The organism is Superficieibacter sp. BNK-5 (assembly GCF_047456055.1).
Lineage (GTDB): Bacteria > Pseudomonadota > Gammaproteobacteria > Enterobacterales > Enterobacteriaceae > Superficieibacter.
In genome coordinates, this window is sequence record NZ_CP179893.1 from 1936928 (window position 1) to 1949504 (window position 12577).

Annotated in this window: 13 protein-coding genes; 6 read left to right on the top strand and 7 right to left on the bottom strand. The window is 54.3% G+C overall.

Annotated features, from left to right (window positions below):
• Window positions 1-93 precede the first annotated feature (93 nt).
• On the bottom strand, window positions 94-1026 hold the full coding sequence (gene aaeR, locus ACMGGS_RS09315) for an HTH-type transcriptional activator AaeR (RefSeq protein ID WP_176920395.1): 933 nt from the start codon (window positions 1024-1026) through the stop codon (window positions 94-96).
• Between the two features lie 129 nt (window positions 1027-1155).
• Here aaeR and aaeX point away from each other — a divergent pair, with 129 nt between their 5' ends.
• The 5 genes from aaeX (at window position 1156) to ACMGGS_RS09340 (ending at window position 6257) form a co-directional block, all read left to right on the top strand.
• Window positions 1156-1359, top strand: a complete 204-nt coding sequence (gene aaeX, locus ACMGGS_RS09320) for a p-hydroxybenzoic acid efflux pump operon protein AaeX (RefSeq protein ID WP_414165850.1) — start codon at window positions 1156-1158, stop codon at window positions 1357-1359.
• 7 nt (window positions 1360-1366) lie between these two features.
• Window positions 1367-2299 (top strand): p-hydroxybenzoic acid efflux pump subunit AaeA, encoded by a 933-nt coding sequence (aaeA, locus tag ACMGGS_RS09325; RefSeq protein ID WP_414165851.1) that lies wholly within the window; start codon window positions 1367-1369, stop codon window positions 2297-2299.
• Window positions 2300-2304: 5 nt separating this feature from the next.
• Window positions 2305-4272 (top strand): p-hydroxybenzoic acid efflux pump subunit AaeB, encoded by a 1968-nt coding sequence (gene aaeB / locus ACMGGS_RS09330; protein ID WP_414165852.1) that lies wholly within the window; start codon window positions 2305-2307, stop codon window positions 4270-4272.
• Between the two features lie 214 nt (window positions 4273-4486).
• Window positions 4487-5941, top strand: a complete 1455-nt coding sequence (locus ACMGGS_RS09335; RefSeq protein WP_414165853.1) for an NAD-dependent succinate-semialdehyde dehydrogenase — start codon at window positions 4487-4489, stop codon at window positions 5939-5941.
• Window positions 5942-5984: 43 nt separating this feature from the next.
• The gene (locus ACMGGS_RS09340; RefSeq protein ID WP_414165854.1) at window positions 5985-6257 is read left to right on the top strand and encodes a hypothetical protein; all 273 of its coding nucleotides are present in this window, start codon (window positions 5985-5987) and stop codon (window positions 6255-6257) included.
• A gap of 52 nt (window positions 6258-6309) precedes the next feature.
• On the opposite strand, the gene yhcN (ACMGGS_RS09345) is transcribed toward ACMGGS_RS09340, so the two are convergent.
• The 3 genes from yhcN (ACMGGS_RS09345) to argR all read right to left on the bottom strand — a co-directional run bounded on the left by yhcN (ACMGGS_RS09345) (window position 6310) and on the right by argR (window position 7784).
• Window positions 6310-6576: a peroxide/acid stress response protein YhcN gene (yhcN, locus tag ACMGGS_RS09345; RefSeq protein ID WP_414165855.1), complete on the bottom strand. Its 267-nt coding sequence runs from the start codon at window positions 6574-6576 to the stop codon at window positions 6310-6312.
• A gap of 97 nt (window positions 6577-6673) precedes the next feature.
• Window positions 6674-6937: a peroxide/acid stress response protein YhcN gene (gene yhcN, locus ACMGGS_RS09350; protein WP_414165856.1), complete on the bottom strand. Its 264-nt coding sequence runs from the start codon at window positions 6935-6937 to the stop codon at window positions 6674-6676.
• 376 nt (window positions 6938-7313) lie between these two features.
• Window positions 7314-7784 carry a transcriptional regulator ArgR gene (gene argR / locus ACMGGS_RS09355; protein WP_103675627.1) on the bottom strand — a complete coding sequence of 157 codons (471 nt, stop codon included), beginning with the start codon at window positions 7782-7784 and terminating at the stop codon, window positions 7314-7316.
• A 418-nt stretch (window positions 7785-8202) separates the two neighbouring features.
• Between argR and mdh the strand changes: the two genes are divergently transcribed.
• On the top strand, window positions 8203-9141 hold the full coding sequence (mdh, locus tag ACMGGS_RS09360; RefSeq protein WP_414165857.1) for a malate dehydrogenase: 939 nt from the start codon (window positions 8203-8205) through the stop codon (window positions 9139-9141).
• A gap of 128 nt (window positions 9142-9269) precedes the next feature.
• On the opposite strand, the gene degS is transcribed toward mdh, so the two are convergent.
• From degS to zapG, 3 genes are all read right to left on the bottom strand, one after another.
• Window positions 9270-10337, bottom strand: coding sequence for an outer membrane-stress sensor serine endopeptidase DegS (degS, locus tag ACMGGS_RS09365; protein WP_176920403.1), 1068 nt, complete (start codon window positions 10335-10337; stop codon window positions 9270-9272).
• A 90-nt stretch (window positions 10338-10427) separates the two neighbouring features.
• Window positions 10428-11795 carry a serine endoprotease DegQ gene (degQ, locus tag ACMGGS_RS09370; RefSeq protein WP_414165858.1) on the bottom strand — a complete coding sequence of 456 codons (1368 nt, stop codon included), beginning with the start codon at window positions 11793-11795 and terminating at the stop codon, window positions 10428-10430.
• Between the two features lie 239 nt (window positions 11796-12034).
• Window positions 12035-12433, bottom strand: coding sequence for a Z-ring associated protein ZapG (gene zapG / locus ACMGGS_RS09375; protein ID WP_414165859.1), 399 nt, complete (start codon window positions 12431-12433; stop codon window positions 12035-12037).
• Window positions 12434-12577 lie beyond the last annotated feature (144 nt).

Consider the following 12577-nt stretch of genomic DNA (forward strand, 5'->3'; position numbering starts at 1 on the left):
TTGTATATCAAATAGTTAACAGCAATTCGTTGCACATATCCGTAGGCCCGGTAAGCGCAGCGCCACCGGGCAGAGCAACACGGTGCGGCAGCGCTAGCGTAATTCTTTCCCCCGCCCGCGCATCTCCTGATATACCCTCGCCACATCGACAAAATAATCCGTCAGCGCATTAATACACACCTGCACCTTCAGCGGCAGCTTATCTTTTTCGGTATACAGCGCATAAACCGGGCGTGGATCGGACTGATAACGCGGCAGCAGGATCTCCAGCTCGCCACGGTTAATCTCATTAATTACCCACATCAACGGCACATAGGCGATCCCGGCTCCGGCCACCAGCCAGCGGGTGAGGGTCATGGGATCGTTAGTCACAAACCGTCCTTCGGGGATCAGACGGGTTGAAATGCCTTCCGGCGCGATCAGCTCGAATTCATTATCCGGACGCACGCTGTACTCCAGCCACGAATGACTGGCAAGATCTGCGGGTTTCTCCGGCATACCTGCATGCTGAAGATAGCTTTGCGCCGCGCACACCACCATCGGCATTGCGCCCAGCCGCCGGGAAAACAGGCTCGAATCCTGTAACGCGCCCACCCGGATCGCCACGTCCAGCCCGTCGGCGATAAGATCCGGCGCGGGAATGCCGGTGACCAGATTCACCGCCAGCCCCGGATACTCTTTCAGCATCCCGGCAGTAAGGCCCGCAAGGACATTTTGTGCCATGGTTGAAGAACAGCCAATCCGCAAGGTGCCAATCGGCGTGTTATTAAACGCATAGAGTTGCTCGTGAACATCCTGTACTTCATGCATCATCCGGCGACAGCCCTGGTAGTAAATTTTGCCGGCTTCGGTCAGGGCGAGGCTACGCGTACTGCGGTTTAACAGCTTAACCTGCAATTCATCTTCCAGTTTGGATACCGTCTGGCTGAGCGAAGAAACGCTCATTTGTAGCTGTCTGGCCGCGGCGGTAAACGAGCCGTGTTCCACTACTTTGGCAAAAACTGACATGCGTTTAAGTCGTTCCATTGTTCACTCTGGCTTAAAAGTGATTTAGATCACATAATATAGATCACTGCATAACTGTTACGCTAATATATTGTTAGCCATATAACTAATACATCGCACTCGCCTGCACTCTCTCTAATCAAGGTCAACATGAGTCTGTTTCCCGTCATTGTGATTTTCGGCTTGTCGTTTCCGCCGATCTTCTTTGAATTGCTATTGTCTCTGGCCCTCTTCTGGGTGGTGCATCGTGTGCTGGTCCCCACCGGGATCTACGATTTTGTCTGGCATCCTGCACTTTTCAATACCGCGTTGTATTGCTGCCTGTTCTATTTAATATCGCGTTTGTTCGTCTGAGGTGGATGTGAAAACACTAACAAGAAAAATTTCCCGTACGGCCATTACGCTGATACTGGTACTGCTGGCTTTTACGGCCATCTTCCACGCGTGGGTCTATTACACGGAATCGCCGTGGACGCGTGACGCCCGCTTTAGCGCGGACGTGGTGGCTATTGCCCCGGATGTCGCCGGGCTGATCACTCAGGTTGAGGTGCACGATAACCAACTGGTCAAAAAGGATCAGGTACTGTTTACCATCGACCAGCCGCGCTATCAGAAAGCCGTTGAAGAAGCGGATGCTGACGTTGCCTACTATAAGGCGCTGACCAGTGAAAAACGCCGCGAGGCCGGACGACGCAATCAGTTAGGCGTCCAGGCAATGTCGCGCGAAGAAATTGACCAGGCCAACAACGTTCTGCAAACCGTAGAACATCAACTGGCGAAAGCCGAGGCCACGCGCGATCTGGCGAAACTTGATTTAGAACGCACGGTCATTCGTGCCCCCGCAGATGGCTGGGTAACTAACCTGAACGTATACAGCGGTGAGTTTATTACCCGTGGCTCTACCGCCGTGGCGCTGGTGAAACAAAACAGCTTTTACATTCAGGCCTATATGGAAGAGACCAAACTTGAGGGCGTGCGTCCCGGCTACCGGGCGGAAATAACGCCGCTGGGCAGTAACCGGGTGATTAAAGGCACCGTCGACAGCATTTCGGCTGGGGTAACCAATGCCAGCAGCAGCAACGATGCAAAAGGCATGGCGACCGTTGATTCAAACCTGGAATGGGTTCGTCTGGCGCAGCGCGTGCCGGTACGCATCCGTCTGGACAGTCAGGGGGAAAATGTCTGGCCGGCGGGGACGACAGCCACGGTCGTTATTACCGGTGCCCAGGATCGTGATGTCCGGCAGATGTCATTCTTTCAGAAACTGGCGCTGCGCCTGCGTGAGTTCGGCTAAGCGCTATGGGTATTTTCTCCATTGCCACTCAGCATGTCCGCTTTGCTATCAAGCTGGCCTGTGCCATCGTGCTGGCGCTGTTTGTCGGTTTTCATTTCCAGCTTGAAACTCCGCGCTGGGCGGTGCTGACGGCGGCAATTGTCGCGGCAGGTCCGGCATTTGCGGCGGGTGGCGAACCCTGGTCCGGGGCGATCCGCTATCGCGGTATGCTGCGTATCGTCGGGACGTTTATCGGCTGTATCGCCGCGCTGACCATCATCATCCTGATGATCCGCGCGCCGCTGCTGATGGTGCTGGTGTGTTGCGTCTGGGCCGGATTTTGTACCTGGGTCTCGTCGCTGGTGCGCGTCGAAAACTCCTATGCCTGGGGGCTGGCGGGCTATACGGCGCTGATCATCGTCATCACCATCCAGACGGAACCGTTGCTGACGCCGCAGTTTGCCGTCGAGCGCTGTAGCGAAATCGTCATTGGTATCGTCTGCGCTATTGTCGCGGATCTGCTGTTCTCCCCACGTTCCATTAAGCAAGTTATCGATCTTGAGCTGGATAATCTGCTGGTGGAACAGTATCGCCTGATGCAGCGTTGTATTCAGCACGGGGATAGCGAGGAGCTGGATAATGCCTGGGGGACGCTGGTACGCCGCACAGCGGCTCTGGAGGGGATGCGCGGGAATTTGCTGATGGAATCGTCCCGCTGGTCGCGCGCGGGCCGCCGCCTGAAAGCGCTTAACACGGTCTCTCTGACGCTCATTACCCAGGCGTGCGAAACCTATATTATGCAGAATACGCGCCCGGAACTGGTGACAGATACCTGGCGCGAGATTTTTTCCACGCCGGTGGAGAACGCGCAGGACGTGCATAAGCAGTTGAAGCGTATTCGCCGCCTGCTGGTCTGGACCGGCGAGCGCGAAACTCCCGTTACCGTCTATAGCTGGGTCGCCGCGGCTACGCGCTATCAGCTTTTAAAACGGGGCGTGGTGGGAAATGCCAAAATCAGCGCGGTAGAAGAGGACGTCCTGCAGGGAGAAGTGATCGTCAGGCTGGACTCAGCCGAGCGCCATCATGCGATGGTTAACTTCTGGCGCACCACGCTGTCGTGCATTCTCGGTACGCTTTTCTGGCTGTGGACCGGCTGGACCTCCGGTAGCGGTGCAATGGTGATGATTGCCGTCGTGACTGCTCTGGCGATGCGCCTGCCAAATCCGCGCATGGTGGCGATAGATTTCCTTTTTGGCACACTGGTGGCGCTGCCGCTGGGGGCACTGTTCTTCCTGGTCATCATACCTTCTACCCAGCAAAGTATGCTGCTGCTGTGTATCAGTCTGGCGGTGCTGGCCTTCTTTATCGGAATTGAAGTGCAGAAAAGACGCCTCGGATCGCTGGGGGCGCTGGCGAGCACCATTAATATCATCGTGCTGGATAACCCGATGACGTTCCATTTTAGCCAGTTTCTCGACAGCGCGCTGGGGCAACTGGTGGGGTGTTCACTGGCGCTGATGGTGATCCTGCTGGTGCGTGATAACTCCCGGACGCGTACCGGACGTGTGCTGTTAAACCAGTTTGTTTCTGCGGCGGTATCGGCGATGACGACCAACATGGCCCGGCGTAAAGAGAATCATCTGCCCGCGCTCTATCAACAACTCTTTCTGCTGTTGAACAAATTTCCCGGCGACGTGGCGAAATTCCGCCTGGCGCTGACGCTGATCATCGCGCATCAACGCCTGCGTGACGCGCCAGTCCCGATTAACGACGATCTCTCGGCCTTCCATCGTCGGCTCAGGCATACTGCTGACCGGGTCATTTCCGCCAGTAATGACGATAAGCGTCGTCTCTGTTTTACCGAACTGCTTGAGGAACTTGATGTTTATCAGGAAAAACTGCGCTACTGGCAGGCCTCGCCACAGGTTACCGAGCCGGTTTACCGGCTGGTCGACATGCTGCATAAATATCAACATGCTTTAACCACCCGCTAAGTATCTGGCACTCAATGGAAAACGCATCGGCTGAGGTTGATGCAAACCGCCCGCGGATATCGGGGCGACCACCGGGTTGGGCCTCCCTCCGGGAACCCAATCCCGGCGTTTCCCCTGTTACGCTATTTTGCCAACCATCTAAACCGACGCCAGAAGCGTCGGTTTTTTTATGGCTATACTTAAACGCTATAAAAGAAACACATCGGGAGGGCACATGGCAGCACAGACACTTCAGGAGCACGAACTCTTTCAAACAGGGTATCTGGTAGATGGCGTCTGGAAAACGCTCGACGCGACCTTTGATGTCGTCAACCCGGCAACAGGCGAGGTCATTACCCGCGTTGCAAAAGCCGGTAAAAAAGAGACCGAAGAGGCTATCGCCGCTGCCAGCCGGGCTTTTCCTGGCTGGCGGGCGAAAACGGCCAAACAGCGCTCGGAAATCCTCTACCGCTGGTACCAACTGATTATCGAAAACAAACGCTGGCTGGGTCAGCTAATGACCACCGAGCAAGGGAAGCCGCTGAAAGAAGCTGAAGGTGAGGTGGAATACGCCGCCAGCTTTATTCAGTGGTTTGCGGAGCAGGCGAAACGCGCCAACGGTGAGATCATTCCGCCAGCGAAGCCAGGATCACGTATTCTGGCGACGCGCGAACCGGTTGGCGTGGTGGCGGCGATCACTCCATGGAACTTCCCGATGGCGATGCTTACCCGCAAACTCGGCCCGGCGCTGGCGGCGGGCTGCACTGGCGTCATCAAACCGGCAAATAATACGCCGCTTAGCGCCTTCGCCCTACTGCAACTGGCAAAAAAAGCGGGCGTACCGGATGGCGTTTTGAATGCGGTGGCCGGTAGTACCTCTGAGATCAGCGATGCGATCATGGCAAGCCCGGACGTGCGGAAAATCACCTTTACCGGCTCCACCGCCGTAGGCAAAACGCTGGTGCGCAACTCCGCCGATACCATGAAAAAAATCTCTATGGAACTGGGGGGCAACGCACCTTATATCGTTTTCGACGATGCAGACATTGACGCTGCCGTGCAGGGGGCCATCGCCAACAAATTCCGTAACGCCGGGCAGGTCTGCGTGAGCGTCAACCGTTTCTATCTCCATGAACGTATCTATGACAGCTTTGTCCAGAAGCTGAGTGATGCCGTCGGTGCGCTAAAAGTAGGAAATGGGCTGGAAGAGGGCGTAATTGTTGGCCCGCTGATTGAGCCATCTGCCGTGGATAAAGTGCGTGAACATATTGATGATGCTGTCAGTAAAGGCGCGAAAATCCTCGCCGGCGGCAAAGCGCACGCGCTGGGCGGTAACTTCTGGCAGCCCACGGTGCTGGGCGACTGTAATGACGGCATGAAACTGGCACAGGAAGAGACGTTCGGTCCGGTCGCGGCCTGTTTCCGTTTCACCTCGGAAGATGAAGTGATCCAGCGTGCAAACCATACGCCGTTTGGCCTTGCCGCCTACTTCTATACCCAGAATATGCAGCGTATTTTCCGCGTTTCTCAGGCGCTGGAAAGCGGCATGATTGGCGTCAACGAATGCGCGGTCTCCACCGAAGTTGCGCCGTTTGGTGGCGTAAAAGAGTCGGGGCTGGGACGTGAAGGTTCCGTGCTGGGACTGGATGAGTTTCTGGAAGTGAAAACCCTGCACATTGGGGGATTATAAGCAGCCGGGCGGCAGATGCTGCCCATTGGGTTTGGACCGGGCAATGAAAATTTATACTTTTGACTTTACGACAATAAAAAATCAAAGCGACTTCTATCGTGAATTCACTCGCGTGTTTGCGCTGAGAAGCGAGCAGGTAAACGATCTGGATTCACTATGGGACGTAATGATGGGCAATGTGCTGCCTCTGCCGCTGGAGATCAACTTCGTCCATCTCAACGAAACGAAACGTCGCCGCTACGGTGCGTTGATCCTGTTATTTGATGAGGTAGAAGAAGAACTGGAAGGGCAATTACGTTTTAACGTGCGCCATTAAAAAAAAGCCCCCGGCGAACGGGGGCAAGGTCGTCGGTTCAGACGACGAGGGTTTATTTGTACAATTCTGCGGTCGCGTGCCAGTGGTCGCCGGTACGCATTTCCGTAATGCGATAGCTGCTGGCACCTTCTTTTTCCGCTTTTACTGCCAGTTCATGACGCATATCCATCGGGCTACCTGCGACAGCAGATGCTGAGATGGAACCCATCGACTGAAGGTTCTGTGCCTGTTCAGCATTAACCTGATGGGCAGCCGCTCCGGCACCAAAGGAAAGAAGGGAAGCCAGGCCCAGGGATGCGATAATCATTACGTTTTTCATAATCTATATTCCTTACAGGTGTATTCACGCGGCATGGCGTTTTGTGTCGCTTTTTTATGGGATGCCGCAGTAGAGAAAATGGTTTTACTTAATTAACTTATTTGTACAGTTCGGCAGTGGCATGCCACTGGTCGCCGGTACGCGCTTCGATAATGCGGTAGGCGGACGCGCCCTGCTCGGCAGCTTTCTCATCCAGCATGGCACGCATGTCCATCGGGGCGGTGCCAACCGCACCTACAGAGACGGTACCGATAGCTTCGCGATTCAGTGCTTGTTCGCTGGAGATAGAGTCAGCGGCAAAAGCGCCAAAGGAAAGAACGGAAAGCAGGCTCAGGGTGGCTACAGTCGTTGTCATTTTCATGTTATTTACCTCGTCGAATTTTTTTGCAAGGGTCTTATTTCGTGACCCTCATCACAAAATCAAGTATACACTAATCACCCGGAAAATTAATAACAGACTAATTATAACCTGCGTTAATAAGTTTTAACGATAACCCGTGCTATAACACGATGGAATAAAAAAAGGATGATTTGTGCGCAGAGATGTTAACAAGATATTAAAAATCAGCAGGATAGAGGCATTTGATTTTTCGTGCGGTTTCTTCAAGAATCATTCACCTTGTGAATGAATTAAAGTCGCAGATCGCACTAAGTGTTAAAGGAAAAGCAGGGGATTATCGGGTTGATGCCGCGTAGAAAGGAGATTTCCCCCCAGCGTAGTCTGGAGGGAAGGGGGATCACAGCTCCTGTTCGAACAGGACCAGGATCGCCTCGTACAGTTCTTTCACCGTAAAATCGCGGGCAGGCGTGGTAAAGATCGTGTCATCGCCCGCGATAGTGCCAAGGATACCTTCCGCTTTACCCAGCGAGTCCAGCAAACGCGCAATTAGCTGCGCCGCACCGGGACTGGTATGAATAACCACAACGGCATCGTTATAGTCGATATCCAGCACCAGATTCTTTAACGGGCTGGAGGTCGTTGGCACGCCCAGTTCTGCGGGCAGGCAGTAGACCATTTCCATTTTCGCGTTGCGCGTGCGTACCGCGCCGAACTTCGTCAGCATGCGGGACACTTTGGACTGATTGATATTTTCGAAGCCCTCTTCCTGCAACGCCTGGACGATCTCTCCCTGAGAACTGAATTTTTCTTCTTTAAGTAGCGCTTTAAACGCTTTGACTAACTCTTCTTGTTTAGTCGAGCTTCGCATAAGTCACCCAATCATGGCGGTAGAAACAACATTATTATGCATACTGATGAATTTTTATGCAAACTATCTGCCGTGAATAAGGCTGAAATAATGTTATGAAAGAGACTGATTTTATCAAATTTCGTTATTAAGAAACACGTCTGAATCACAAGAAAGGGATCGGCTTAAAAGTAAAATAATTGTTATCAAATTGATGTTGTTTTGGTTGCCCTCCACGGTGTAATGTAACCGCGTGTTGATACGCTATCGAAAGTGACTACGGCCTTCATAAGCAAAGCATATCGTGCTTTTTTCGACTGCAATAATGCGTGTGATGACGCATTCCAGGCGTAAGGCATTTGTATTTGCAGGTTCCGTTAACTACTGTCACTGCAATGGAGTAACGGTCAATTATATTAACCATAATAAGGAGTTTAGGATGAAAGTTGCAGTCCTCGGCGCTGCGGGCGGTATCGGCCAGGCGCTTGCCCTACTACTGAAAACCCAACTGCCTTCAGGCTCAGAACTCTCCCTGTATGATATCGCGCCAGTCACTCCTGGCGTCGCTGTTGATCTTAGCCACATCCCTACCGACGTTAAGATTAAAGGTTTCTGCGGCGAAGACGCGACTCCGGCACTGGAAGGTGCTGACGTTGTACTAATTTCGGCAGGCGTGGCGCGTAAACCGGGTATGGATCGTTCCGATCTGTTTAACGTTAACGCTGGCATCGTCAAGAATCTGGTGCTGCAAATCACCAAAGCTTGCCCGAAAGCCTGTATCGGTATTATCACTAACCCGGTTAACACCACGGTCGCCATTGCGGCGGAAGTGCTGAAAAAAGCGGGCGTCTACGATAAGAACAAGCTGTTTGGCGTCACGACGCTGGATATCATCCGCTCAAACACCTTTGTCGCGGAACTGAAAGGCAAGAAACCGACGGAAGTCGAAGTACCGGTTATCGGCGGACACTCCGGCGTGACCATTCTGCCGCTGCTTTCGCAGATCCCAGGTGTGAGCTTCACCAGCCAGGAAACTGCCGATCTCACCAAACGTATTCAGAACGCAGGTACGGAAGTAGTGGAAGCCAAAGCCGGTGGCGGTTCCGCAACGCTCTCGATGGGGCAGGCGGCGGCACGCTTTGGTTTGTCGCTGGTGCGCGCGCTCCAGGGCGAGCAGGGTGTGGTTGAGTGCGCTTATGTTGAGGGTGACGGCAAGCACGCGCGTTTCTTCTCACAGCCGCTGTTGCTGGGTAAAAACGGTATCGAAGAGCGTCAATCCTACGGCGAGCTGAGCGCGTTTGAGCAACAGGCGCTGGAAGGTATGCTGGAAACGCTGAAGAAAGATATTCAGCTGGGCGAAGAGTTCGTCAATAAGTAAGTTGTGTGACGACCCGGTAATGCGATGCCCGGTGGCGCTGCGCTTACCGGGCCTACGAATTTCATGTAAGTAATTGATAGATAAAACGTAGGCCGGGTAAGGCGCAGCCGCCACCCGGCAAAACGCGGCTACTCGGTTGCCGGGTATTCCTGAATTGTCACGTTCAGCTTCAGCTTCTTATCCTCGCGCATGACTTCCACCGGGATCACCGAACCCGGCCGGATTTCTGCCACCTGGTCCATTGTCTCCAGCGCGGAGACTGCCGGTTTATTATTCACCGACACAATCACATCGTTGACCTGGATGCCCGCTTCCGCTGCCGGGCCGCCCGGCGACACTTCGTTAACCACAATCCCCTGAATCTGATCGATCCCCGCGCCCTGAGCGTGGAGCGGCGCAATTTCACGCCCACCGATGCCGATATAGCCGCGGATCACCCGGCCATCACGGATCAGCTTGTCCATAATTTTGGTTGCCAGCTGGAAAGGAATGGCAAAGCCAATGCCTTCCGGCGTCTCGCCGTCGTTGCTCTTATCAAAGGAAAGGGTGTTAATCCCCATCAGCTCGCCGAGCGAGTTAATCAGCGCACCGCCGGAGTTACCGTGGTTAATGGAGGCGTCGGTTTGCAGGAAGTTTTGCCGCCCCGAGGGATTCAGGCCGATGCGCCCGGTGGCGCTGATAATGCCCTGGGTGATGGTCTGCCCGAGATTATAGGGGTTGCCAATCGCCAGCACCACGTCACCGATGTGCGGTATGCGCTTACGGTTAATTGGGATCACCGGCAGGCCACCGGTGGCGTTAATTTTCAGCACCGCCAGATCGGTCAGGCTATCCGAACCGACCAGCAACGCCTCAAAAACGCGCCCGTCCTGCAGCGCAACGATAATCTGATCCGCATCGTTAATCACGTGCTTGTTGGTCACTATATAGCCACGTTCATCCATAATCACCCCGGAACCCAGCGTGCGGATCTCCAGTTGATTATGGCTGGAACTGTTCATCCCGCGGTTATAGACGTTCACCACCGCAGGCGCGGCGCGGCGAACAGCCTGGTTGTAGCTGACGGGCGACTCGTCGGCGCTGTCATAGTGCGGGGTGGAATTGACGTTCCACTGGCGTAAAGAGGGCATGGCAGCCAGTAACAGGCCGCCGACAATTAAACCGATAGCAATCGAGCGTAAAAGCTTCACAAGCATGATGCGGATATCATTGATAAGTAAACCGTCGCAGCATAGCACGACTTATCCGGACATCACACGTCAGGTGACGTCCGGAACCGCCATTAATCAACGCAGAAGCAAATAGATGCTCTCATTACCGCGCACGATATTCAGTGCGATGATAGACGGCTTCGTTTCCAGCGCTTTACGCATTTCGGCGATAGAGTGAATGCGTTCGCGATTAAGCCCGGTGATCACATCGCCTTTATGCAGACCGGCCTGGGCTGCGGCGCTGTCTTTCTCGACCTCATCCACCGTGATGCCTTTCGAGCCGTCCTTCAACTGGCCGTCGCTGAGTTTGGCACCCTGAAGCGCCGGTGCAATCATCTCCGCGCTGGCGGAAGAGGAGGTGCTCTTATCGAGTGTCACTTCCACATCAAGCGGTTTGCCGTCGCGCAGCAGGCCCAGCTTAACTTTGCTGCCTGGCTCGGTCGTGGCGATACGCGAGCGCAGCTCGGCAAAGCTGTTCAGTGGCTTACCGTTCAGGCTGACGATGACGTCGCCGGATTTAACGCCTGCTTTCGCCGAGCCGGAATTACGCAGCACTTCGCTGACAAACGCGCCACGGGTGACGTTCAGATTAAAGGCTTTGGCGATATCCGATGACATCTCCATTCCTTTAATGCCCAACAGGCCGCGTTTGATTTCACCAAACTGAATCAGCTGCTGAGCGAGCGTGCGCGCCATATTACTCGGGATGGCAAAGCCGATACCGACGCTGCCGCCGCCTGGCGCGAGGATCGCGGTATTGATGCCGATCAGCTCGCCGTTAAGATTCAGCAGCGCGCCGCCGGAGTTCCCGCGGTTGATGGAAGCATCCGTCTGGATAAAGTTTTCCAGCCCTTCCAGGTTCAGACCGCTGCGCCCCAGCGCCGAGACGATCCCGGAGGTCGCCGTTTGCCCAAGGCCAAACGGGTTGCCGACCGCAACCGCAAAGTCACCGACGCGCAGTTTGTCGGAATCGGCAATCGCAATCTGAGTCAGATTGGTGGCGTTCTGGATTTGCAACAGCGCGATATCGCTCTGATCGTCGCTGCCAATCAGTTTCGCGTCAAATTCGCGGCCATCGTTGAGCTGAACGCTGATCTTCTGCGCCTGATTAATCACATGATTGTTAGTGAGAATGTAACCTTTCGCCGCGTCGATAATCACGCCGGAACCCAGCCCTTCAAACGGCTGCGGCTGTTGATCCGGGGCGACGTCGCCGAAGAATTTTTTCAACTCTTCCGGTACTTTTGCCCCCTGTACGGCGGTGCCTTCAACCTGAACGCTGACCACCGCAGGCAGAACTTTTTCCAGCATGGGGGCCAGACTCGGCAGCGCCGCCTGACCAGGAACCTGCGACGGCAGCGCCGCAGCAGCCGTAAAGGGTGCCGAAAGAGATAACCCGACACTCAACGCTAACGCACTCAACAGCAGGGTTTGTTTCTTCATTGATGCTGGCTCTCATACCTGAAGTGAAAGAAGACCATCCCAAAACAGTTTGATGTTATTGAAAATGTGGCCGGGTCACAATGCGATAATGATTAAATAATAGCTGGGATAAGAATAGTTGAAGCGGGCGCAGCGCGTGCGCCCGGGAAGAAAAGGGGACTGTCAGGGGAAACGTCGGGATTGGGTTCCCGGAGGGAGGCCCAACCCGGCGGTCCACGGACGGTTTGCCATCAATCTGATTAATCGCGCTTCACGCCGTTACGCAGCAGGCCAGATGCGCCTTCTGAGTAGTCGCGCGGCATCTGCACCGGAGCCTGATCGTTACTGGCTTCCGATTCAGCCAGACGGTTGCGGAAAGGATTATTTTCCGCCGCCATGCCCGGCAGAAGGTTGCTGGAGCTTTTTGCCATATGCTGATAAATCTTACGATAATCATCAGCCATGTTATCCAGCAGTTCGGCACTGTGGGCAAAGTGGCTCACCAGCTCCTCACGATACTCCTCCAGCTCTGCTTTGTTCTTTTCCAGTTCGTACTGCAAAGCCTGCTGTTGACGTAATTTACGATTACCAAAACGCATGGCAACGGCACCGATGATGATACCGACAACTAAACCAATTAGCGCATATTCCCAGGTCATGTACATCTCCCGTTGTGTGTGATTCCGTAGGGTGTTGGCCGCGAGGCTCCATGCCCGTGCCCGATTATGCCACTATAACCGCTAAATCCTCAGAAGTGGAATCCCGGCCGCACATCGCGTAGTGTAGAACGGCCTTTTTTTCGC